Raw genomic sequence first — 19,239 nt, 5'->3', positions numbered from 1 at the left:
CCAATCAGCCGAGAATGCCGGGCAAATTGAGCTGGTGCTCCTTGGCGCATTCGACGGCGATCTCGTAGCCGGCATCGGCGTGGCGCATGACACCGGTCGCCGGGTCGTTCCACAACACCCGCTCCAGGCGCCTGGCGGCTTCGCGCGTGCCGTCGGCGACGATCACCATGCCGGCGTGCTGCGAGAAACCCATGCCGACGCCGCCGCCATGGTGCAGCGACACCCAGGTGGCGCCGGACGCCGTGTTGAGCAATGCGTTGAGCAGCGGCCAGTCGGATACCGCGTCCGAGCCGTCCTTCATCGATTCCGTTTCGCGGTTCGGCGAAGCGACCGAGCCGGAATCGAGGTGATCGCGACCGATGACGACAGGCGCCTTCAACTCGCCCCTGGCCACCATCTCGTTGAAGGCGAGCCCGAGCCGATGCCGGTCGCCGAGGCCAACCCAGCAGATGCGCGCTGGCAGACCCTGGAAGGCAATGCGCTCACGCGCCATGTCGAGCCAGTTGTGCAGATGGGTGTTGCCGGGCGTCAGTTCGCGCACCTTGGCGTCGGTCTTGTAGATATCCTCCGGATCGCCCGACAGGGCCGCCCATCGAAAGGGGCCGATGCCGCGGCAGAACAGCGGACGGATATAGGCCGGCACGAAACCGGGGAAGGCGAAAGCGTTCTCGAACCCCTCCTCCTTGGCCACCTGGCGGATGTTGTTGCCATAGTCGAGCGTCGGCACGCCGGCGTTCCAGAACGCCACCATCGCCTCGACATGTTCGCGCATGGAGGCGCGGGCTGCCTTCTCGACTTCCTTGGGGTCGCTGACGCGCTTCTCGCGCCACTCGGCCATCGTCCAGCCCTTCGGCAGGTAGCCGTTGATGGGATCATGCGCCGAGGTCTGGTCGGTGACCATATCGGGGCGAATGCCACGCCTGAACATCTCCGGCACGATGTCGGCCGTATTGCCAAGCAGGCCGACCGACTTCGCCTCGCCGGCCTTGGTCCAGCGTTCGATCTTTTCCAGCGCCTCGTCGAGCGTGTCGGCGCGCTCGTCGACGTAGCGGGTGCGCAGGCGGAAATCGATCGAGTCCGGATTGCATTCGATCGCCAGGCAGCAGGCGCCGGCCATGACGGCGGCGAGCGGCTGGGCGCCACCCATGCCGCCGAGACCGCCGGTCAGGATCCATTTTCCCCGGAGATTGCCGCCATAGTGCTGGCGGCCGGCCTCGACGAAGGTCTCGTAGGTGCCCTGCACGATGCCTTGCGTGCCGATGTAGATCCACGAGCCGGCCGTCATCTGGCCGTACATCATCAAGCCCTTCTTATCGAGCTCGTTGAATTTTTCCCAATTCGCCCAGTGCGGCACCAGATTTGAGTTTGCGATCAGCACACGCGGCGCGTCCGGGTGGGTGCGGAAGACGCCGACCGGCTTGCCTGACTGCACCAGCAAAGTCTCGTCATCGGCCAGCGTCCTCAATGAGGCGACGATGCGGTCAAAGTCGTTCCAGGTGCGCGCCGCCCGGCCGAGGCCGCCATAGACGACCAGCTCGTTGGGATTTTCTGCAACGTCCGGATCGAGATTGTTCATCAGCATGCGCAGCGGCGCTTCCGTCAGCCAGGAGCGCGCGCTGATTTCGGTGCCGCGCGGGCTGCGGACTTCGCGGATGTTGTGGCGAGGATTGTTCATGGCGTCACTCCATAAAAGGACCTAATGTCAGACACGCGCCCAGGATGTCGCGGTCTCGAGGATTTTCCGCAGCGTGGCGCGGATCGGTGCGGCAAACTCGGCATCGTAAGGCACTGGCCAGTTGTCCGGCGTACCCTTGCCATCGGGCTCGCGCATATAGCCGCGATTGGAAAGTTCCATCTGCAGCGCATGCACGCCTTGTTGCGGCTGGCCGAAATGGCGTGTGATCCAGCCGCCTTTGAAGCGGCCGTTGATGACAGAGGTTTCACCGGTTTCGGCCATGATCTGGCCGACCATCGCCTGCAGCGTCGGATCGGCGCTCCTGCCGTCATTGGTGCCGAGGTTGAAAACCGGCAGCGTGCCTTCAAACAGGCGCGGCAGCACTGAACGGATCGAGTGGCAGTCATAGAGCACGATCTTTTCGTGCAAGCCACGCAACCGGTCGATCTCGACCTGCAGGGCGGCATGGTAGGGCACGAAGAATTTCTCGCGACGCTCGTCGATCTCCGACGGCCCCGGTTCTTCGCCCTCGCGATAGAGCGGATCGCCATCGAAAGTCTCGGTCGGGCAAAGGCCGGTCGTCGCCTGGCCGGGGTAAAGCGAGGCGCCGGAGGGATCGCGGTTGACGTCGATGACGGTGCGCGAGATCGCGGTGTGCACCACCGTCGCCCCGAGGCCGGCAGCAAAGTCATAGAGATTGTCGATCCACCAATCGCAGTCGCGGCGGCCGAGCCAGGGCGAGACCAGCCGATTCTCAAGGCCGGCGAGGTCAATGCCGGTGTGTGGTATCGACACCAGCAGCGGAGTCGTGCCGGGCGTGACGGTGAGCCAGGGCGTGGCGGTCATCATACCGCTCCCGAAATCGACGGCAGCGCTATCGCGCCAGCGGCCTTGATGGTTGCGCCAGTGCGGACCATGGCGATGGCCTTTTCCATGTCAGGGTGGAAATGCCGGTCATTGTCGAGATGCGGCACTTCGGCCCGGACCAGCCTGCGCACTGCCTCCAGGGCGTCGCTCGAGGCCAGCGGCGCATGGAAGTCGCAGCCTTGCGCGGCGGCCAGCAATTCGATGCCAACCACCGCCGTTGCATTCTCGACCATGCCGATCAGCCGGCGCGCACCGTGCGCGGCCATCGAAACATGGTCTTCCTGGTTGGCCGATGTGGGAATCGAATCGACGCTGGCCGGATAGGCTTTCTGCTTGTTTTCCGAGACGAGAGCCGCCGCCGTCACCTGCGGGATCATGAAGCCGGAGTTCAGACCGGGCTTCGGCGTCAGGAAGGCCGGCATGCCCGAAAGTGCCGGATCGACAAGCATGGCAATGCGGCGTTCCGACAGCGAGCCGATCTCGCAGACCGCGAGCGCGATCATGTCGGCGGCGAAGGCCACCGGTTCGGCGTGAAAATTGCCGCCGGAAAGCGCGGTGTCATCCTCGGCGAAGATCAGCGGATTGTCGGTGACGCCATTGGCTTCGGTGCCCAGCGTGTCGGCCGCCTGGCGCAGCACGGTGAGTGCGGCGCCCATGACCTGCGGCTGGCAGCGCAGGCAATAGGGATCCTGCACGCGTTCGTCGCCAACCCGATGCGATTCACGGATGGCGCTGCCGGCCATCAGATTGCGCAGGGCGTCGGCCGTCTCGATCTGGCCGGGATGCTTTCTCAGCACATGGATGCGCGGATCGAAGGGGGCGTCAGAACCTTTTGCCGCGTCGGTCGATAGGGCACCAGCGACCAGCGCCGATTGATAGAGCACTTCGGCCTCGAACAAGGCGGCCAGCGCATAGGCGGTCGAAAACTGGGTGCCGTTGAGCAGCGCCAGGCCTTCCTTGGCGCCCAGTGTCACCGGCTCCAGTCCATGTGAGACGAAGGCGACCTTGGCCGGGAAACGGCCATGCGGGGTAAAACATTCGCCGACGCCGATCATCACCGCGGTCATGTGCGACAGCGGGGCAAGGTCCCCGGAGGCGCCGACCGAACCCTGCGCCGGCACCACCGGGATGACGTCGTTGGCCAGCATTGCTTCCAGCAATTCGATGGTTTGCGGCCTCACGCCGGACGCGCCCTGCGCCAGGCTGGCGAGCTTCAGCGCCATCATCAGCCTGCAGACAGCAACCGGCATCGGCTCGCCGACGCCGGCGGCGTGCGACAGAACGATGTTGCGCTGCAAGGTCTCGAGATCCTCGGCCGGGATGCGGACGCTGGCCAGTTTGCCGAAACCGGTGTTGATGCCATAGACCGGTTCGCCCTTGGCGACGATCCTGGCGACGGCCTCGGCGCTCGCCTTGATCTTTGGCCGGCAGGCGTTGTCCAGCTTGGGCACGGCGCCACGATAGATGGCGCGCCAGTCCGCCAGCGTCGCATTGCCGGGCTTCAGGGTCAGTTCGGTCATTGTCCTCTCCAAATGCGGGCATGCAGCGGGTTGAAGCCCATGCGGTAGACGAGTTCGGCGGGGCGCTCGATGTCCCAGATCGCCAGGTCGGCGGACTTTCCGACCTCAAGCGTGCCGGTTTCTTCCAGCAAACCAAGCGCGCGGGCCGCCTCGCGGGTGACGCCGGCAAGACATTCATCGACGGTCAGGCCGAACAGGGTCGCGGCCATGTTCATGGTCAGAAGCAGCGAGGTCAGCGGCGAGGTGCCGGGGTTGTTGTCGGTGGCGACAGCCATCTTGACGCCGTGCTGGCGAAACAGGCTGATCGGCGGCTTCTTGGTTTCGCGGATGAAATAGTAGGCGCCGGGCAGGATCGTCGCCACGGTTCCGGCCTTGGCCATCGCCGCCGCACCTGCATCATCGGTGTATTCGAGATGGTCGGCCGACAGAGCGCCGTAGCGGGCGGCGAGTTCGGCGCCATGCAGGTTGGACAGCTGGTCGGCATGGAGCTTGACCGGCAGGCCGGCCGCTTTGGCCGCATCGAAGACGCGCGCCATCTGTTCCGGCGAAAAGGCGATGCCCTCGCAGAAACCGTCGACGGCATCGGCCAGCCCCTCGGCGGCAACCGAAGGAAGAATCTCATTGGCGACCAGATCGATAAAAGCGTCCTTGTCGCCCTTGGCTTCCGGCGGCAGCGCGTGAGCGCCGAGGAAGGTCGTGCGGATCGTCACCGGCCGCTGGTTGCCCAGTTGGCGGGCTGCACGCAGCGATTTCTTTTCGTTTTCGAGGTCGAGGCCATAGCCGGACTTGATCTCGACGGTGGTCACGCCTTCGGCGATCAGCGCATCGAGGCGCGGCAGCGATTGAGTGACCAGTTCGTCTTCGCTGGCGGCGCGCAGCGACTTGACCGAGGAGACAATGCCGCCGCCGGCCCGGGCGACCTCTTCATAGGTGGAGCCGGCCAGCCGCATCTCGAATTCGTTGGCGCGGTTGCCGGCATGGACCAGATGGGTGTGGCAGTCGATCAGGCCGGGTGTGATCCAGCGGCCCTCGCAATCGATCGTCTCGACGCCCTGGGCAAGTGTTGGGGGCAGCTCCGACTCGGGGCCGGCATAGACAATGCGGCCGTCACGCGAAGCGACCGCGCCGTGTTCGACGATGCCAAGTCCGGCAGACCCTTCGGCCATGGTCGCGAGCCGCGCATTGCGCCACAGACGAAGATCCCCTGCCCGGCTTTTGCTCTGTCCAGCCATCATCTTTTCCGTTTCAATCGATGACGATTATGTATATACATATCGAAACGCACTGCAAGTGCCATCATCGCATGAGAGACAGAGAACCGGAGAGAAAAGTGGCAGCGATCTTTGCGGAACAGGCGCTCCTTCCCAATGGCTGGCGCGATAATGTGCGGATCACCCTGGCCGAGGGGCGCATTACAGCCGTTCAGCCTGGTGCCGCTGCGACAGCCGACGACGAACGCCACGCGATCCTGTTGCCCGGCATGCCCAATTTGCACAGCCACGCCTTCCAGCGCGGCATGGCCGGCCTTGCCGAGCTTCGCGGCCCCTCCGCCGACAGTTTCTGGAGCTGGCGAGAGGTGATGTACCGCTTCGCCCTGTCGATGACGCCCAATCAGGTCGAGGCGGTTGCAGCGCAGCTCTATGTCGAGATGCTGGAGGCCGGTTTTTCCCGCGTCGGCGAATTTCACTATCTGCATCACGACCGCGATGGAAAACCCTATGCCAACCTCGCCGAGATGGCCGAACGCATTGCGGCCGCGGCCGGCGAGACGGGCATCGGCCTGACGCTGTTGCCGGTGTTTTATGCGCACTCGTCTTTCGGCGGTGCCGTGCCAAACGAAGGCCAGCGGCGATTCATCAACGATGTGAATCGCTTCTCGCGGCTTGTTGAGAAATGCCGCGAATCGGTTCGTGCGCTGAATCAGGCTGTCGTCGGCGTCGCTCCGCACAGTTTGCGCGCCGCGACGCCGGAAGAACTGATTGAGGTGACTGCCATAGCACCGGATGGGCCTATCCACATCCACATTGCCGAGCAGGTGAAAGAGGTCGAGGATTGCCTTGCCTGGTCGGGCGCGCGGCCGGTGGAGTTTCTGCTTGGCCATGCCAAGGTGGACAAGCGCTGGTGCCTGATCCACGCCACGCACATGACCGATGCGGAAACCGTTGCCATGGCCAGGAGTGGCGCCATCGCCGGCCTGTGCCCGATCACCGAGGCCAATCTCGGTGACGGCACTTTTGCCGCGCCGCTGTTCAGGGAACATGGCGGCCGCTATGGCGTCGGCTCCGATTCCAACGTGCTCATCGGCCTCCCCGACGAGTTGCGCCAGCTCGAATATTCGCAGCGCCTCGCCCACCGCGCCCGCAATGTGCTGGCGGTCGCCGGCGGCTCGACCGGCCGCGCGCTGTTCGACGCCGCACTCGACGGTGGCGGCGTCGCGCTTGGCGCCGGTGCTTCCGCGATCGCCGCCGGCGCCTCGGCCGATCTCGTCTCGCTCGATCCCAAAAATCCCTCGCTGGCCGGCAAGACCGGCGACGCAATTCTCGACGCCTGGATCTTCGCCAATGGCAGCAAGGTCGACTGCGTCTGGGTGCATGGGCTCAAACAGGTCAGCGGCGGCAGGCATGCGAAGCGAGAGGCCATCGCTGAGCGTTTTCGAAACGTGATGAGGGCGCTTTCGGCATGAGCATGGCCGGCACAGTGGAAGCGGAAGGCGGCGGCTCGCTGCACCAGCGCATCCTCTCCGACATCAGCGAAAAAATCCTATCCGGTGCCTGGGCGCCCGGCCATCGCATCCCGTTCGAGCACGAATTGAGCACGCAATACAATTGCTCGCGCATGACGGTGAACAAGGCGCTGTCGCAGCTTGCCAAGGCCGGGCTGATCGAGCGGCGCCGCCGCTCCGGCAGCTTTGTGCGCCGGCCGCAGTCGCAGGCCGCGGTGCTGGAAATCCACGATATCCGCATCGAGGTCGAAGCGCTCGGCCTGCCCTACCGCTATGAGCGCGTCGCGCGACACAAAAGGCGCAGCAGCGCCGGGGATCGCGCGCTGCTGGAGCTGGGCGTGGCCGGACCGGTGCTGGCGCTGGAGTGTGGGCATTTCGCCGGCGAGCGGCCGTTCGCGCATGAACAGCGGCTGATCAACCTCACCGCCGTGCCTGAAGCAGCCGATGAGGAATTCCTGGCCATAGCGCCAGGGCCATGGCTGATCGGCCGCGTGCCGTGGAGCGAAGCCGAGCACCGGATTCGCGCTGTCGCCGCCGACAGGCATATAGCGGCCGCACTCGACATCGAAGCCGGCGCGCCATGCCTGGTGGTCGAGCGGCGGACATGGAGCGCCGAACATCCGGTCACCCATGTGCGCTTTACCTACGCGGCCGAGAGCCACACGCTGGTGGCAAGGTTCAGGCCCTCGCAGGGGTGAGGCGTGTCCAGCCGCAGGCTGGCGAAAAGCCAACGATTTGGCTTTTCGAACACCGAACGCCCGGAGCCATAGCGGAGGGCAGCGGCGCCGACCCCCACCCGGACCTTCGGTCCGACCTCCCCACAAGGGGGAGGTAGAAGGCCGCCGATCAAATCGCCGCGGTAATAATAATCTCGACCAGATAATCCGGGGTGGCGAGCTTTGCTTCGCCGGTGGCACGGGCTGGCGTGTTGCCCTGCGGCACCCACTTGTCCCATTCCGCGTTCATCTCGGCAAAGGTGCTCATGTCGGCCAGCCAGATGATCGCCTGCAGGATCTTGGTCTTGTCGGAACCGGCCTTGGCCAGCAGTTCGTCGACGGCCCCCAGGATATCCCTGGTCTGCGAAGCGACGTTGCCGGTCGGCTGGCCGACCTGACCAGCCAGATAGACGGTGTTGCCATGGATGACGATCTGGCTCATGCGCGGGCCAACATCGATGCGACGAATGCTCATTGGATGGTTCCTTCCTGTGGCGGTTGCGCTTCTTTAGAGTCGCGGCCGGCTTCGGGCAAGATCGTCAGGTCGAATCCCCTTGGGCCAACGGCATATGATATCCACACACGGCAAGTTGACCCGCCAGCCGCAATTCCGCCGGATGGCTTGTTGACTAATGTAATAACATCACATATCCAATCGGCCGCTGCCAGCAGCCGGATTTCGCCGCCTACGGATCGCAGAATGACAAATACCTGCCTGACATTCCGCGACCTGACGCTTGGCTACGGCAGCCATCCGGCGATCCATCATCTCGACGGCACCATCCGCAAGGGCTCGCTGACCGCTGTGGTCGGCGCCAACGGCTCCGGCAAATCGACGCTGATGAAAGGCATTGTCGGCGTCCTGAAGCCGATGGCCGGCGAGGTTATCCGCGCGCCCGGTGTACGTGCCGCCTATCTGCCGCAGCAATCGGAGCTCGACCGCTCCTTTCCGGCACGGGTGGTGGATCTGGTTTCGCTCGGCCTGTGGCCACGGCGCGGCCTGCTTGGCCGCTACACCAAGGAAGATCGCGAAGACGTCAGCAAGGCGCTGATGGCGGTGGGCCTCGGTGGTTTCGAAAAGCGGCCGATCGACACGCTGTCGGGCGGCCAGTTGCAGCGCACGCTGTTTGCGCGTGTCCTGCTGCAGGACGCCGACCTCATCCTGCTCGACGAACCCTTCAATGCCGTCGACGCCAAGACGGTCGGCGACCTCATTGCCCTTATCAAGCACTGGCATGGCGAGGAACGCACCATCATGGTCGTCGTCCACGATCTGGACCTGGTGCGGCAGAATTTCCCCGAAACGCTGCTTCTCGCCCGCCAGCCGATCGCCTGGGGCGAAACCCGGGAAACGCTGAAGCCTGATAACCTGTTGCGCGCCCGCCGCTTCCACGAGGCCTGGGAAGAAAATGCGCCCTGGTGCGAGCCGGGCGAGGACGCTCATGGTCACGATCACCATGGCCACGATCACCATGACCATCAACACGGCGTCGGACCGAGGGCTGCCTGATGGACATGCTTTACGGTCTTGTCATCGCGCCCTTCGCCGATTTCGGCTTCATGCAGCGGGCTTTGATCGGTTCGCTGATGCTGTCGCTCGGCGCCTGCCCTATCGGCGTCTTCCTGATGCTGCGACGCATGAGCCTGTCGGGCGACGCGATGGCGCACGCCATCCTGCCCGGTGCCGCCGCCGGCTTCCTGTTCTATGGCTTGGAAATCCTGCCGATGACCATCGGCGGCCTGATCGCCGGCGTCATCGTCGCGCTCGGCGCCGGCGCCGTCTCGCGCTTCACCATCCAGCGCGAAGACGCCTCGATGGCGGCGTTCTATCTGATTTCGCTCGCCATCGGCGTGCTGATGGTGTCGATCCGCGGTTCCAGCGTCGATCTCATGCACGTGCTGTTCGGCACCGTGCTGGCGCTCAACGATGAGGCCCTGACGCTGATCGGCGGCATCGTCGCGGTGACGCTGGTCAGCCTTGCCATCTTCTGGCGGGCGCTGGTCGCCGAATGCCTCGACCCGCTGTTCCTGCGCTCGGTCAGCCGGCTCGGCAGTCCGGTGCACTTCATCTTCCTCGGCCTTGTCGTGCTCAACCTTGTCGGCGGCTTCCAGGCACTCGGCACGCTTCTGTCGGTTGGGCTGATGATGCTGCCGGCCGCAGCCGCCCGCTTCTGGACAGTTCGCGTCGAGCCGATGTGCGTGCTGGCGGTGCTGATCGGCTTCGCGTCCTGCGTCGCCGGGCTGCTTTTGTCCTATCACGCGTCGCTGCCATCCGGCCCGGCCATCATCCTGTCGGCCGGCGTCGTCTATTTCGCCTCGATCCTGTTTGGCACGCGCGGCATTCTGCGCGCGCGCATCATCCATCACCGTCACAGAACGGCCTGATCCCCGCCCCTAGAAGGAGACCCGTCTATGCTGAAATCGATCCATGCCGCCCTGGCTATGAGCGTTATAACATTAACCGCCTTTGGCGCATCGTCGGCCTTGGCGGCACCGCTGAAAGTGGTCGCCAGCTTCACCGTCATTGCCGATTTCGCCAAAAATGTCGGCGGCGACCGCATCGACGTCACCACCATTGTCGGGCCGGATGGCGACGCCCATGTCTACGAGCCGAGCCCGGCCGATGCTGTGGCCATGGCCAAGGCCGACATCGTGCTGGTCAACGGCCTGCATTTCGAAGGTTTCCTGCAGCGGCTGGTCGATGCCAGCGCCACCAAGGCGTCTATCATTACCTTGACCAAGGGCGTGACGCCGATCGATTTCAAGCCTGAATTCGCCGACGCCGACGCGGCCGAAGGTGCCGGCACCGACGGCGGCAAGACGGTCACCGATCCGCACGCCTTCCAGTCGATCGCCAACGCCAGGATCTACGTGAAGAACATCGCCGAGGCCTTCTGCGCGGCCGATTCCGAAGGCTGCGTCAGCTACCAGACCAATGCCGCCGCCTACACCAAGAAGCTCGACGCGGTCGAAGGTGAAGTGAAAATGGCGATTGCCTCGATCCCGGAGAGCAAGCGCGTCGTCATCACCTCGCATGACGCCTTCGGCTATTTCGAACACGCATACGGCCTGACCTTCCTCGCCCCGCAAGGCATCTCGACCGACTCCGAGCCATCCGCCGCAGACGTCGCCAAACTGGTCAATCAGGTGAAGCAGGACAAGGCGGCTGCGATCTTCGTCGAGAACATCACCAACCCGCGCCTGATCGAACAGATCGCCAGCGAAACCGGCATCAAGGTCGGCGGCACGCTCTATTCGGATGCGCTGTCGCAGCCCGACGGCCCGGCTGCGACCTATATCGACATGATGCACAACAACATCCGTCAGATCAAAGGCGCCATTCTCGGCAGTTGAGTATGAAGGATTGTCCAGCCGGGCCGCATCGGCCCGGTTGGATTTTCCGGCACGCAGTGTCTATTTGGCAGAGAATTCCTTCGGTATGGATTGCCGCCCATGTCGGGGAGTGGCAAGACTGCCGCCTGACCAGTTTGCGAGGATGCTGCCATGGAATACCGCGAAATCAGCGAGGACTATTCGGTTTCGGGCCAGATCCAGCCTGAGGACGTCGCCGCCATCAAGGAAGCCGGCTTCAAGAGCGTCATCTGCAACCGGCCCGATGACGAACAGCCCGGCCAGCCTTCTGCCGACACCGTCAAGGCAGCGGTCGAAGCCGCAGGGCTTGCCTTCCGCTACATCCCCGTCATCAGCGGCCAGATTACGGCCGAGAATGTCGGGGATCAGGCCGAAGCGCTCGACGAACTCGACGGCCCGGTCTTCGCCTATTGCCGCTCCGGCGCCCGCTGCACCAATCTCTATGGGCTGATCCAACAGTCGAAGGGCTGAACGGCCTTTCCGTCATTCCGTAGCTGGCGATCCTTCACACCCCCTCTGGCCTGCCGGCCATCTCCCCCGCAAGGGGGAGATCGGCAGCTTCGCCGCCAAGGCTCTTCCTGCAACGTTGGCGATTGGCGAAGGGATTCGCGACATCCAATCTCCCCCCTTGCGGGGGAGATGTCCGGCAGGACAGAGGGGGGTGCTGCCCCTCCGACGTATCAACTGAAATCTGTTCTGCCTAAATCGGTAACGCACCCGTCTCCTTCAGCGTCTCCAGTACGATCGCCGTTTTCACATGCTGCACGGATTCGTGCGGCAGGAGCACCCCGTTGACGAATTCCGACAGCGACTTCAGGTCGGGCGTCACCACTTTCAATATATAATCCATCTCGCCGGTCAGCGCGTGCGCTTCCTGCACCTCAGGCAGCCGCGCCACCAGCTCGCCGAAGCGCCGCGCATTGTCGCGGTTGTGCGTGGCGAGCGTGACCGAAATGACGTTGACCAGGGAAAAACCGAGCTTGTCGCGGTCGAGAACGGCGCGATAGCCCCTGATGAAGCCATCCTCCTCCAGCCGCTGGCGGCGGCGCGAGCATTGCGACGCCGACAGGTTCACCCGCTCCGAAAGATCGTTGTTGGTGAGCCGCGCATCACCCTGCAACAGCGCCATTATCTTGCGGTCGAACTGATCAATCCGCGTCTCATCCATGGCTTTTCCTCATATCATGCACGCTTCACGCATGACATCATCATTTCAAGCGTTTGAATGCAAGCACCGTGCGCCTCCTCCGCGTTATGATCGCAGGCTAGGCCAGCTTTCGGAGGAATATCATGGGTCCCTTCCCGCACGACGCCCCGCCCGCCAAGATCAGCAAGGACAACCCGGCCGGCACCGACGGCTTCGAGTTTGTCGAATTCGCGCATCCGGAGCCGCAGAAGCTCGCTGAGCTGTTCACCCGTATGGGCTATGTTGCGGTGGCCAAGCACCGCACGAAAGACATCACCATCTGGCGCCAGGGCGACATCAACTATGTCGTCAATGCCGAACCCGGCTCGCATGCAATGAAATTCGTCGACAAGCACGGCCCCTGTGCTGCCTCTATGGCCTGGCGGGTGGTCGATGCCAAGCACGCTTTCGATCACGCCGTTGCCAAGGGCGCCACGCCTTACGAAGGCGCCGACAAGGCGCTCGACGTGCCGGCAATCGTCGGCATTGGCGGCTCGCTGCTCTATTTCATCGAGACCTATGGCAAGAAGGGTTCGGCCTATGATGCCGAGTTCGAGTGGCTGGGCGAGCGCGACCCGCGGCCGCAAGGCGTCGGCTTCTACTATCTCGATCACCTGACCCACAATGTCTACCGCGGCCAGATGGACACATGGTGGGATTTCTACCGCAATCTGTTCGGCTTCAAGCAGATCCATTTCTTCGACATCGACGGCAAGATCACCGGCCTGGTCAGCCGCGCCATCACCTCGCCCTGCGGCAAGATCCGCATTCCGCTCAACGAGTCCAAGGACGAGACCAGCCAGATCGCCGAGTATCTGAAGAAGTACAATGGCGAGGGCATCCAGCACATCGCTGTCGGCACCGACGAGATCTACGCCGCCACCGACAGGTTGGCTGAGAACGGCCTGAAGTTCATGCCCGGCCCTCCGGAGACCTACTACGACATGTCGTATGACCGCGTGAATGGCCATGACGAACCGATCGAGCGGATGAAGAAGCACGGTATCCTGATCGACGGCGAAGGCGTCGTCGACGGCGGCACGACCAAGATCCTGCTGCAGATCTTTTCGAAGACCGTGATCGGCCCGATCTTTTTCGAGTTCATCCAGCGCAAGGGCGACGAAGGTTTTGGCGAGGGCAACTTCCGCGCGCTGTTCGAATCGATCGAGCAGGACCAGATCAAGCGCGGGGTGATCAAGGTTCAGGCTGCGGAGTAGGTAGATTCGAACCGGGCTTCTTGCGGCGCGACCAATTATGACCTAAATTATGGTCATAAGGATCGCGCTATGAATGTTTCCATCGCCGAGGCCAAGGCCAAATTGTCGGAACTCGTCAGCCGCGCGGAAGCCGGCGAGGAGATCGTTCTCACACGCCACGGCAAGGTGGCCGCGCGCATCGTACCGCCGGCAGCGGCCGAACCACTGCCGCGTATTGGCGCCTTGAAGGGCAAGATTTGGATTGCGGACGATTTTGATGAACTCGGTCCCGAATGGGACGAGTACGTGAAATGACGGTCGGCCCGTTTCTCGCCGACACGCATATCATCCTGTGGTCGATTTCAGACGATCCACGTCTCAGCCAGCACCACCGCGCTATCTTGGCTTCGGAAGCGGTGGTGTTCGCGAGCGCGGCAAGCGTCTGGGAAATTGCCATCAAACGCTCAATCGGAAAACTCAACGCGCCGGACGATCTGCCAACGCTGCTTCCCAGAATGCAATTTCAGCCACTTGCCGTCACTTTGCAGCATGCGAACGCCGTCAGCAGCCTACCCCACCATCATGGTGATCCATTCGACAGACTGCTGATCGCGCAGGCGCAAATGGAGAACCTAGCAATCCTTACATCCGACCCGTGTTTTGCCCGTTATGATGTCGCTCTGGGATGATTAGCGAGACAAGTCGCTCTCACAAACCCAACCGCTCGACCTCTCTCTCCCTCAGCTTCGCATCATAACAGAGCAGAAATTCATCCAATTGCGGCGGCTTGACCGACGTGCCCGAAAGCATTGCGTGCACCTGGCCGCGGTGATGGATGTCGTGCAGAAAGACATGGGCGAGGATATCGCCGATGCGCTCGGGGATCATGCCGTCCTCGCGCCGGTCGGTGATGACGCGGCGATCGAGATCGTCGGCCGACAGCCTATCGCAAAAGGCGATCAGCCGCCGGTCGGCTGCGACCTGCGCGGCAAACAACGCCGCCGGCTCGTCGAGGGGCACGAAGTCGTCATGGGCGGCAGCACCGAGACCACCCTCTTCGAGAAAATCGAGATAGAGAAGATCGACCGCAAGGATGTGGTTGAGCGTTGCCTTGATCGACGGAAAGAAGCTGGTGCGTTCGGCCTCGAACTCACCGGGCTGGAGGGACAGCACCGCGCGGTAGAGCCGGTCGTTCGACCACAGATTGTTGCCGGCCATACGGCGCAGATGGTCGAGCAGGTTCACGAGATCATCCCCCTGCCCGCACCAGATGCAAGCCTGCCCCCATGATCGCGAATCCGGCAAGAACGATCAGCAGCAGCCCGTTCATGCGCCGACGCATGGCTTGCGTCTCCTCATCCCGCGCGACTTTCATGTTGGTGATGGTGTGGAACATCATCGCCTTGCGCGGAAAGCCGCCGCGGTTGGTCAGGTCAGGCGAGCGCGCCTCGATGCGGTAACTCAGCCGGATCGCCTGGATGAAGACCGCCAGTATAGCGAGTGCCCAGACACCGGCCAGCAGATAGACCCCGGTCATGCCCTCACCTCTCGTATTTCTCGACCTTCTGCTCGATGGCGCCGAATATCGAATGCCCGGTCTTGTTCTTCATCTCGATGCGCACCGTGTCGCCGAAGCGCAGGAACGGCGTTTTGGCTTCGCCTGACACAATGGTCTCGATCACGCGCAGTTCGGCGATGCAGGAATAGCCGGCGCCACCGGCCGAGACAGGCTTGCCCGGTCCGCCGTCGAGCTTGTTGGAGACGGTGCCGGAACCGATGATCGTGCCGGCGGCAAGCGGCCTGGTCTTGGCGGCGTGAACGATCAGCGCCGGAAAATTAAAGGTCATGTCGATACCGGCATTGGCGCGGCCGAACGGCCTGCCGTTGAGATCGGCGAGCAGCGGCAGGCTGACCTTGCCGCCATCCCAGGTGTCACCCAATTCGTCCGGCGTGACCGCGACAGGCGAAAACGCCGAGGACGGTTTTGACTGGAAAAACCCGAATCCCTTCGCCAGCTCCGGCCCCGTCAGCGCGCGCAGCGTGACGTCATTGACCAGCATGACCAGCCGGATCGCAGCGCGCGCTTCTTCGAGAGTGGCGCCCATCGGCACGTCGTCGACAATGACGGCGACCTCGCCCTCCATGTCGATGCCGAAGCCTTCGTCAGCCATGCGGATCGGGTCACGTGGCGGAATGAAGGCGTCCGAGCCGCCCTGGTAGATCAGCGGGTCGGTCCAGAAGCTTGCCGGCATCTCGGCGCCGCGCGCTTTGCGCACCAGCTCGACATGATTCACGTAAGCCGAGCCGTCGGCCCATTGATAGGCGCGCGGCAGCGGCGAGTGGGCGTCATGCTCGTGGAAGCGCTCCGCCGGCACCGCATTGTTCTCAAGCGATTCCGCTATTGTCGCGAGATGCGGGGCGATGCGGCGCCAGTCGTCGAGCGCCGCCTGCAGCGTGCGCACCAGGAACGAGGCGTCGGTGAAGCGTGTCAAGTCGCGCGAGACGACGACGAGTTTTCCGTCGCGCGTCCCGTCCTTCAATGTGGCAAGCTTCATGCAGTTTCCTCTCCTTGTGCAGCTTTCTCGCTGCTTAACTCCACAACAAGGCCGTCGCGGGCGATCGTCAAGTCGCCGGCCCATGTTTTCCTGACAGCGTCAGTCCAGTCGGCCTCGCCGATCCCGGGATCGTCGGCCGGAATGAGGTGGTTGAGCACCAACCTCTTCACCCCGGCATCGCTGGCGATGCTGCCGGCCTCTTCGGCAAAGCTGTGGCTCGCGAGCAGATGGCCTTTCAGCCGCGCGCCATTGCCGGTCCTGGCCACCAGCCGCTCGATGCCTTGCTCCAGCATGGCTTCATGGACGAGGATATCCGCACTCCGGGCGAACTCCGCGAGCGGCGGATAGAAGGCCGTGTCAGCGGAGAACACCACGCTTTTCCCGCCGTGTTCGAAGCGCAGGGCAAAACAGTCGGTCACCGGCGGATGCTCGACGCGCAGCGCCGAAACCGTCAAGCCGCCCTGCTCGAGCACCTGGCCTTCGCCGAATTCGACGATCGAAACCAGGTCTCGAATATCCGGCCGGCCCTCGTCGACGATGCGGATTTCGATATCGAACTCCATCGCCTGGCAAAAGCGCTGCCAATAATGATCCGTGCCGGGCGGACCGAACACGTGGACCGGCGCCGCCAGACCCGCCGTCCAGGCGGTGTGGATCAGCGGCCCCAGCTCCAGCACGTGATCGGAATGCAGATGCGTGATGAAGATCAGGTCGAGCGATTTCAGGCTGATGCCGGCATCGACGAGACCCCGCGTGACGCCAAGGCCGCAATCGACGACGATGCAGCGGCCGCCCATCTGCAGCAGCGACGAGCTCGGCCATGGACCACCCGGCCGCAATGCCGGACCACCCTTCGAGCCCAAAATCACCAACCGATCCGGCATTGGCTCGGTGCTCAAGACCAGTCGCCCTCGGGCGTGCCGTTGAAACGCTTCTTCAGATCCGCCCAGCAGTCGATGTAATTGTCCTGCCGGGTTTCGAGTTCGGCGCCGTAGCGGGTCAGCATCTGCGGAAATCGGGTTTCGAACATGAACGCCATGGTGTTGTCGAGCTTGACCGGTTTCAGGTCCGCGCGCGAGGCCTTTTCGAAGCCAGGCGCATCCGGCCCATGGGCCAGCATCAGATTGTGCAGACTGATGCCGCCGGGCACAAAGCCTTCTTCCTTGGCGTCGTACTGGCCGTGGATCAGGCCCATGAACTCGCTCATGATGTTACGGTGATACCAGGGCGGCCGGAACGTATCCTCGGCCACCAGCCAGCGCGGCGGGAAGATGACGAAGTCGATATTGGCGGTGCCCTCCTCGCCGCTCGGCGCGGTCAGCACCGTGAAGATCGATGGGTCGGGATGGTCGAACAGCAGCGCTCCGACCGGCGAAAAGGTCGCCAGATCATATTTGTATGGCGCGTAATTGCCGTGCCAGGCAACGACGTCCAGCGGCGAATGGCTGATCTCGGTGACATGGAAATTGCCGCACCATTTCACCGTCAGCCGACACAGCGTTTCCTTCTCCTCGAACCAGGCACAAGGCGTCTTGAAATCGCGTGGGTTGGCAAGGCAGTTGGCGCCGATCGGGCCGCGGTCGGGCAGCGTCAACTTGGCGCCGTAGTTCTCGCAGACGTAGCCGCGGACTTCCTTGTCGACCAGCTCGACCTTGAAGACCAGACCGCGTGGCAGCACCGCGATCTCGCCGGGCCGCAGCTCGATGACGCCCATCTCGGTGACGAAGCGCAATGCGCCGACCTGCGGCACGACCAGCAACTCGCCGTCGGCGTTGAAGAAATGATCGTCGACCATCGAACGGTTGGCGACGTAGACATGCGCTGCCATGCCTGTTTGCCCGAGCACGTCGCCAGCGGTGGTGATGCTGCGCATGCCCTTGATAAAATCGGTCGGCTCCTTCGGCATCGGCACCGGATTCCAGCGATACTGGCCAAGCGCCAGTTCATGATCGCCGACATTGGGAGCGGTCTTCCACAAGGGATAGCTGGCCGCCTTGAAACGCCCAGTGTGCTTGACGCTCGGTCGGATGCGATACAGCCAGGAGCGCTCATTGGTGCCGCGCGGCGCGGTGAAGGGCGAGCCCGAAAGCTGCTCGGCGTAAAGACCGTAGGCCGGCCGCTGCGGCGAATTCCGTCCTTGCGGCAGCGAACCGGGCAGCGTCTCGGTTTCGAAGTCGTTGCCGAAGCCCGGCATATAGGAAAAGGCCATTGCTTCCTCCCGAAATGGATATCCATTGACCAAACTGGTTTCATTTGTAACCATTGAAAATGTAACCATCAATGGCGGCTTTGAAAAATGGTGATCAAGAGCGAAGCGTCCGACGCGCCTGAAATTCTCAATCTGGAAAATTTCCTGCCCTACCGGCTCCACCGGCTTGCCGAGGCCGTCAGCCGGGAATTCTCGAGGATATACAAGGATCGTCACGGCCTCACGCGTCCCGAATGGCGCACGCTGGCCGGGCTCGGACAGCGTGGCACGATGACGGCGACGGCGTTGGGCGAACAGTCGGCCATGCACAAGACAAAGGTTTCGCGCGCTGTCGCCGAACTCGAACGGCGTCGCTGGCTGACGCGAAAACCGGACGAAAAAGACCGCCGTATCGAACATCTGACGCTGACCGGAACGGGGCTTGCCGCCTATCGCGAGATGGTGCCGCTGGCGAAGGCGTTCGAACGGGATTTGCTGGCAAGATTAAGTGCTGAAGAGCGCGCGGCGATCACCAGCGGACTGGCTGCATTGGAGACCAATGCCTGGTCCCTAGCTAGTCCAAGATCAAGCCAATCACTCTGGACGACGGAGTTCGAGCGAGACTGCGTGGGAGCTCCCACCACAGCCAAAGCATAGCATTGCCTTCGATTTGATCGTGATTTGCGTTGTCAGGCCGCGTATAATGCCCATCACACCGACGGGAGGACTACGATGAGCATTCGCACATTAAGTGTCCTGGTGACGCTGCTTGTAGGCACCTGCACATTTGCGCAGGCCCAGCAGACAAAGCCGATGTCGATCGAAGTGTTCCCTTTCGAATTGGAGGATAAGAGCGCCGGGGCGGGAATAATTCCCCCGGATGAATATGACAGGCGCTATCTGTCGGAATCGGCACAAGTTGCGAGGGACATGCTCTCTCAGTCTGGGCGTTTTACAGTAATTGATGTGCCGGCGAGGGATACACAGGCTGCTGCGCCGCACGGATTGCGCAACTGCGCTGGTTGTGAAGGCCCGATTGCCAAGGAGCACGGCGCGGCGCTTGCCTTGCTTGGCGTCGTAACGCGCGTCAACCGAACAGAACATACTATGTTCATTCGCATCCTTGACGCCGAAACCGGGAGACATGTTTCGGAGGGGTTTACCGATCTTCGCATGGGTGCGAACTACGCGTGGCCCCGCTCCGTGAAATGGCTGATGAAAAACAGAATTCTGCGGTAGGGC

General features: G+C 63.0%; 22 protein-coding genes. 11 read left to right on the top strand and 11 right to left on the bottom strand.

The window, feature by feature from the left end; genetic code table 11:
• Nucleotides 1–4: 4 nt before the first annotated feature.
• Genes hutU through hutI form a run of 4 tightly spaced genes read right to left on the bottom strand, consistent with a single transcriptional unit; the run spans nucleotide 5 to nucleotide 5,294 of the window.
• Nucleotides 5–1,675 (bottom strand): urocanate hydratase, encoded by a 1,671-nt coding sequence (hutU, locus tag NKJ00_RS11200; protein ID WP_023810176.1) that lies wholly within the window; start codon nucleotides 1,673–1,675, stop codon nucleotides 5–7.
• A 27-nt stretch (nucleotides 1,676–1,702) separates the two neighbouring features.
• Complete coding sequence (gene hutG / locus NKJ00_RS11195; RefSeq protein WP_352442515.1) at nucleotides 1,703–2,521, bottom strand: N-formylglutamate deformylase; 819 nt, start codon at nucleotides 2,519–2,521, stop codon at nucleotides 1,703–1,705.
• Nucleotides 2,521–4,062 carry a histidine ammonia-lyase gene (gene hutH, locus NKJ00_RS11190; RefSeq protein ID WP_352629744.1) on the bottom strand — a complete coding sequence of 514 codons (1,542 nt, stop codon included), beginning with the start codon at nucleotides 4,060–4,062 and terminating at the stop codon, nucleotides 2,521–2,523. The genes hutG and hutH overlap by 1 nt, the downstream gene beginning before the upstream one ends.
• On the bottom strand, nucleotides 4,059–5,294 hold the full coding sequence (hutI, locus tag NKJ00_RS11185; protein WP_352629741.1) for an imidazolonepropionase: 1,236 nt from the start codon (nucleotides 5,292–5,294) through the stop codon (nucleotides 4,059–4,061). Before hutI ends, hutH begins: the two co-directional genes overlap by 4 nt.
• Nucleotides 5,295–5,392: 98 nt before the next feature.
• Here hutI and NKJ00_RS11180 point away from each other — a divergent pair, with 98 nt between their 5' ends.
• A complete protein-coding gene (locus tag NKJ00_RS11180; RefSeq protein WP_352629739.1) occupies nucleotides 5,393–6,745 on the top strand; it encodes a formimidoylglutamate deiminase in 1,353 nt (450 codons plus the stop codon).
• Nucleotides 6,742–7,482 carry a histidine utilization transcriptional repressor HutC gene (gene hutC, locus NKJ00_RS11175; RefSeq protein ID WP_352553962.1) on the top strand — a complete coding sequence of 247 codons (741 nt, stop codon included), beginning with the start codon at nucleotides 6,742–6,744 and terminating at the stop codon, nucleotides 7,480–7,482. Before NKJ00_RS11180 ends, hutC begins: the two co-directional genes overlap by 4 nt.
• A gap of 148 nt (nucleotides 7,483–7,630) precedes the next feature.
• Here hutC and NKJ00_RS11170 read toward each other — a convergent pair whose 3' ends face one another.
• Entirely contained in the window at nucleotides 7,631–7,975 is a 345-nt protein-coding gene (locus tag NKJ00_RS11170) for a RidA family protein (protein WP_352629737.1), read from the bottom strand.
• A 225-nt stretch (nucleotides 7,976–8,200) separates the two neighbouring features.
• Here NKJ00_RS11170 and aztA point away from each other — a divergent pair, with 225 nt between their 5' ends.
• The 4 genes from aztA to NKJ00_RS11150 all read left to right on the top strand — a co-directional run bounded on the left by aztA (nucleotide 8,201) and on the right by NKJ00_RS11150 (nucleotide 11,343).
• Complete coding sequence (aztA, locus tag NKJ00_RS11165) at nucleotides 8,201–9,010, top strand: zinc ABC transporter ATP-binding protein AztA (RefSeq protein ID WP_023810169.1); 810 nt, start codon at nucleotides 8,201–8,203, stop codon at nucleotides 9,008–9,010.
• Nucleotides 9,010–9,885: a zinc ABC transporter permease AztB gene (aztB, locus tag NKJ00_RS11160; protein WP_031212890.1), complete on the top strand. Its 876-nt coding sequence runs from the start codon at nucleotides 9,010–9,012 to the stop codon at nucleotides 9,883–9,885. The genes aztA and aztB overlap by 1 nt, the downstream gene beginning before the upstream one ends.
• A 27-nt stretch (nucleotides 9,886–9,912) precedes the next feature.
• The gene (gene aztC, locus NKJ00_RS11155; RefSeq protein WP_352629735.1) at nucleotides 9,913–10,854 is read left to right on the top strand and encodes a zinc ABC transporter substrate-binding protein AztC; all 942 of its coding nucleotides are present in this window, start codon (nucleotides 9,913–9,915) and stop codon (nucleotides 10,852–10,854) included.
• 150 nt (nucleotides 10,855–11,004) lie between these two features.
• Nucleotides 11,005–11,343: a protein tyrosine phosphatase family protein gene (locus NKJ00_RS11150; RefSeq protein WP_352629733.1), complete on the top strand. Its 339-nt coding sequence runs from the start codon at nucleotides 11,005–11,007 to the stop codon at nucleotides 11,341–11,343.
• A gap of 229 nt (nucleotides 11,344–11,572) precedes the next feature.
• Here the strand turns inward: NKJ00_RS11150 and NKJ00_RS11145 are convergent, their stop codons facing one another.
• Nucleotides 11,573–12,040, bottom strand: a complete 468-nt coding sequence (locus tag NKJ00_RS11145; RefSeq protein ID WP_352629731.1) for an Lrp/AsnC family transcriptional regulator — start codon at nucleotides 12,038–12,040, stop codon at nucleotides 11,573–11,575.
• A gap of 122 nt (nucleotides 12,041–12,162) precedes the next feature.
• Between NKJ00_RS11145 and hppD the strand changes: the two genes are divergently transcribed.
• From hppD to NKJ00_RS11130, 3 genes are all read left to right on the top strand, one after another.
• Complete coding sequence (gene hppD, locus NKJ00_RS11140; RefSeq protein WP_352629729.1) at nucleotides 12,163–13,275, top strand: 4-hydroxyphenylpyruvate dioxygenase; 1,113 nt, start codon at nucleotides 12,163–12,165, stop codon at nucleotides 13,273–13,275.
• Between the two features lie 69 nt (nucleotides 13,276–13,344).
• A complete protein-coding gene (locus tag NKJ00_RS11135) occupies nucleotides 13,345–13,569 on the top strand; it encodes a type II toxin-antitoxin system Phd/YefM family antitoxin (RefSeq protein WP_023813589.1) in 225 nt (74 codons plus the stop codon).
• On the top strand, nucleotides 13,566–13,943 hold the full coding sequence (locus NKJ00_RS11130) for a type II toxin-antitoxin system VapC family toxin (protein WP_352553954.1): 378 nt from the start codon (nucleotides 13,566–13,568) through the stop codon (nucleotides 13,941–13,943). The genes NKJ00_RS11135 and NKJ00_RS11130 overlap by 4 nt, the downstream gene beginning before the upstream one ends.
• Before the next feature lie 19 nt (nucleotides 13,944–13,962).
• Here the strand turns inward: NKJ00_RS11130 and NKJ00_RS11125 are convergent, their stop codons facing one another.
• The 5 genes from NKJ00_RS11125 to hmgA are packed head-to-tail and all read right to left on the bottom strand — an operon-like array spanning nucleotide 13,963 to nucleotide 18,018.
• Complete coding sequence (locus NKJ00_RS11125) at nucleotides 13,963–14,499, bottom strand: DinB family protein (protein WP_127288940.1); 537 nt, start codon at nucleotides 14,497–14,499, stop codon at nucleotides 13,963–13,965.
• A gap of 4 nt (nucleotides 14,500–14,503) precedes the next feature.
• Nucleotides 14,504–14,791, bottom strand: coding sequence for a hypothetical protein (locus NKJ00_RS11120; protein ID WP_023813586.1), 288 nt, complete (start codon nucleotides 14,789–14,791; stop codon nucleotides 14,504–14,506).
• A 4-nt stretch (nucleotides 14,792–14,795) separates the two neighbouring features.
• Nucleotides 14,796–15,809: a fumarylacetoacetate hydrolase family protein gene (locus NKJ00_RS11115; protein ID WP_352629726.1), complete on the bottom strand. Its 1,014-nt coding sequence runs from the start codon at nucleotides 15,807–15,809 to the stop codon at nucleotides 14,796–14,798.
• A complete protein-coding gene (locus tag NKJ00_RS11110) occupies nucleotides 15,806–16,693 on the bottom strand; it encodes an MBL fold metallo-hydrolase (RefSeq protein ID WP_352629818.1) in 888 nt (295 codons plus the stop codon). Before NKJ00_RS11110 ends, NKJ00_RS11115 begins: the two co-directional genes overlap by 4 nt.
• An 11-nt stretch (nucleotides 16,694–16,704) precedes the next feature.
• On the bottom strand, nucleotides 16,705–18,018 hold the full coding sequence (gene hmgA, locus NKJ00_RS11105; RefSeq protein WP_352629724.1) for a homogentisate 1,2-dioxygenase: 1,314 nt from the start codon (nucleotides 18,016–18,018) through the stop codon (nucleotides 16,705–16,707).
• A gap of 87 nt (nucleotides 18,019–18,105) precedes the next feature.
• On the opposite strand from hmgA, the gene NKJ00_RS11100 reads away from it, so the two are divergent.
• Both NKJ00_RS11100 and NKJ00_RS11095 read left to right on the top strand, forming a co-directional pair.
• Nucleotides 18,106–18,654: a MarR family winged helix-turn-helix transcriptional regulator gene (locus NKJ00_RS11100; protein WP_023813582.1), complete on the top strand. Its 549-nt coding sequence runs from the start codon at nucleotides 18,106–18,108 to the stop codon at nucleotides 18,652–18,654.
• A 75-nt stretch (nucleotides 18,655–18,729) separates the two neighbouring features.
• Nucleotides 18,730–19,236 (top strand): DUF2380 domain-containing protein, encoded by a 507-nt coding sequence (locus NKJ00_RS11095; protein ID WP_352629721.1) that lies wholly within the window; start codon nucleotides 18,730–18,732, stop codon nucleotides 19,234–19,236.
• Nucleotides 19,237–19,239 lie beyond the last annotated feature (3 nt).

It is taken from the genome of Mesorhizobium sp. M0227, from assembly GCF_040321855.1.
Lineage (GTDB): Bacteria > Pseudomonadota > Alphaproteobacteria > Rhizobiales > Rhizobiaceae > Mesorhizobium.
This window is presented reverse-complemented; position numbering and strand designations above follow the sequence as displayed.